The 3,166-nt window shown below is 24.7% G+C and carries 3 protein-coding genes; all 3 read right to left on the bottom strand.

Translation table 4 applies throughout. The annotated features are described in order from the left end of the window. Positions 1-158: 158 nt before the first annotated feature. From D9R21_RS05305 to D9R21_RS05295, 3 genes are read right to left on the bottom strand one after another with little or no spacing between them, the layout of a single operon-like run. Positions 159-845, bottom strand: a complete 687-nt coding sequence (locus D9R21_RS05305; protein WP_126821389.1) for a hypothetical protein — start codon at positions 843-845, stop codon at positions 159-161. Positions 846-859: 14 nt separating this feature from the next. Further along, the gene (locus D9R21_RS05300) at positions 860-1,618 is read right to left on the bottom strand and encodes a hypothetical protein (protein ID WP_126821388.1); all 759 of its coding nucleotides are present in this window, start codon (positions 1,616-1,618) and stop codon (positions 860-862) included. 12 nt (positions 1,619-1,630) lie between these two features. Beyond that, positions 1,631-2,200 (bottom strand): hypothetical protein, encoded by a 570-nt coding sequence (locus D9R21_RS05295; protein WP_126821387.1) that lies wholly within the window; start codon positions 2,198-2,200, stop codon positions 1,631-1,633. Positions 2,201-3,166: the final 966 nt, after the last annotated feature.

Genomic DNA, 3,166 nt, shown 5'->3' with positions numbered 1-3,166 from the left:
AGTTTTCATTCTTTATTAAAAAAAGCAACAATTCATAACAATATTTACTTATCGCATGACGAATATATTAATGATGTTAAAAAATGAAATAAATGATATTCAAGCCGCAAAGAAAAGGATATAATAAATAAAAGTTTATAAACCTTTTTTACTAATACTTACTTTTTGGGGTGCACTCTAATATTTTTCTTTTTTTCCTTTAAATGATTTAAACTATACTTTTCTTTATTATACTTAATTGTTTCTAATTCAACAAGGCGCTGACGTCGTAATTCTAAAGTTGCTAATTTTGTTTCTACTTGTTTCATTTGTTCTTCATCTGCTAAATACTCAAATTTTTTTCGTAAAATTCATTGTTTTTTTACTTCACGTCATAATAAAAAATATGATAAAAAAATTACTAAAAAACAAATAATAAGTAAAGTAAAACCCACAATAAAATAATTATTCATAGTGTTAAACATATTCATAAAAATTACTGCTAAGGTAAAACATGTTGTATAATATATTATTGCAAAAATACTTGAAATAATAATTCAACTTTTAAAACTAGCTGCTTTTTTTAATTTTACATATGGCAAACCAATAAAATAAAAGAAAAAACAAGCACAAATTAGACCAACAATACCAGCAATAATATAATGTAATTCATAAGTTCGATAGGAAATAACACCTGTTAAATTTTTAATATTATTATAAGCCATTGCACAACCAGCACTAATAAAATAACCCATAAAAGTTCCTAAAATTGAAAAACTAATAACTAATAAACGTGCTGCAACTTCAATTCGTGTATTTCATTGGAGTGCTAGTTCATCTCGTTTTGAACTAATTTTTGTTAACATAATAGTTTTTCTCCTTACTCTCTTAGTGCTCTAATTTGGTTTGATATTTCATTTTCTAATTTGGTTTGATATTTTTTACGATCACTTTTTAAAAATAAGCACCCCAATATAAAACAACAAAAAGCAACAATCGCAATTGAAGGTAAAACAAATGGGTTAATATTTAATCCAGCAACTGAATTTTTAGCATAAATAAATTGTAAAATAGCTAATCCAAGAATTGAAAAGCAATTAATATTACCAACAATACTAACAATAATTATTCAAATATTAACAGTTTTTAATGTTTTAGTAATTAAAATTGGAATTGTTATAAAAAAGAATGTTGTAAGCCATAAAATAGCTAATAAAATAATTATTCCAATTACAATTGGTTGACCAATTGCTACAATTTGATCAGTAAATGGAGTTTTAAATTTGGATAATAAAGAAATAATAAATTGTGCTCCTACCTGCCCTAACGTTGGAATATATATTAGAGCAACTAAAATTAACAATAATTGTGAAAAGACAATTAAAGTTCTCGCTATTGTTTCACTTTTAGTAGAAAAATAATACTTACTTGCTTCAATGTTGTATTGGTAAGGTAATGGACGAATTTGTTGTTTTCGATTTAATTCATATTCCCCTAATGATTTTACGGTGTGATCAATAACATTTTTATCTAAATTTTTTAAAACTGGCGGACGATTATCAACAACAAACTGCATTTTTTTTACTACTTTTGCTGATTGTTCTTGATTTATTGTTTTACTATTTTCTGTTTTTTTCATTAAAGCACCTTCCTATTCAACTATATTTAATTTAGAACTAAAATCTAAACTTTCAGCAACAGCAAGGTTAATTCGTTTCTGCTGACGAATTGCTGAGAATCATAATAAAAAACTGCCTCAAAATAACATTAACATACAAAGTCCAGCCATAATTACCCCCGGTAAATTTAGCCGAACAGGAATATAAAGATATGCAATAATGCTTAATCCTAAAATTAGTAAAACAAAGATGCATCCGACTGTATTAAAAATAATTCCAGTTACCTTTAAAAGTTTAATATTACGAACAATTAATGTTGGAACTACAAATATTAAAGAAAAGATAATCCCAAACAGAGCAATAACAATGGTAAGACCACGAAAAACACCATCAGCTAAACCAAAATTATTAAAAACGGCAGGAATTGGTAATTTACTAGTTGCAATCATTGCTAAAGAAGCTGATACAATAATAATTACTCCTAGCATAACCGCTTGTCCAATTAAAATCATAATTCTAGCAATAACTTCCATTGGTGTAGTAAAATAAATTCTTGTTAACCGAACATCATTTTTTTGAAAATCTTGTGTTGCTTTCTCCATCAATAATCACCTAATTTAATAATTTCTCCCTTGTTTACAATGATTATAGCATTTTCTTTTAAAAATACTATCTTTCTTAATAAAATCTTAGAATAAAGTTTTAGGTACCGGCTATACATAAAAAGCAAGATTAAACGATTAAAATGCCACCAGAAAATAATCATTAATCTTGAAGTTATAAACTATATTAGACAAAAATTAAAGTTACGTTGATTATCAGAATAAATTTTATGAGAATATCAAACGAAATATCATGAAAAATTAGGACCAAGTTTATCAGAAAAATCACTATATGCCTTATATTATTTAACTGATTTTTTTATAATTCTTCTTGTATTTTTTTAAGGTCTTCTTCTACTAAATCAAATTCTTTTTTTTACTTCTTCTAATTTTACTTTTTCATAATTAAGTTTTTGTTTTGTAACATTTTTATCTTTTATTGTATAACTATTATTTTCTTTTCCTAAAAAGATTTCATAATCAAATGTTTTTATTATAAATTCGTCTTTTTCTTCATTATATTTTTCTTCTGTTTTTATATATTTTTCTGCTGCTAGTTTAAAGACTGCACCCCAAAAAGTAAGTAAAATTAAAAAAGAACTTTACTAAACTTTTAGAGGAGGTGCATTTTTTAATGGCAGGAAAAGAACAAAAATTTAAAACATATACTGCAGAATTTCGAAAAAATACAGTAAAAGAAATTGAACAAACATCGCTTACTTTTACAATTAAATAAACAAAAAATAGTATCTTTTATAAAAGAAAATCGTGCTAAATATTCATTAAAATTATTGCTTGATGTAACAGGTTTAAAGCGTAGTTATTGAGATAAATATAAAAATTATTCAATCAGTCAAAAGGATAATTAATCACTTAAAAATATTGTAAAAGTCTATGAAGAAAATTTAAAACAATTCGGATATCGTCGTATAACTAAATATTTAAAAGAAGATTATGGAATTATTT

The sequence above is a fragment of the Spiroplasma endosymbiont of Megaselia nigra genome (genome assembly GCF_003987485.1).
Taxonomy (GTDB): Bacteria; Bacillota_I; Bacilli_A; order Mycoplasmatales; family Mycoplasmataceae; genus Spiroplasma.
The sequence above is the reverse complement of the archived record's forward strand: the minus strand, read 5'-3'. Positions and strand labels throughout refer to the sequence as shown.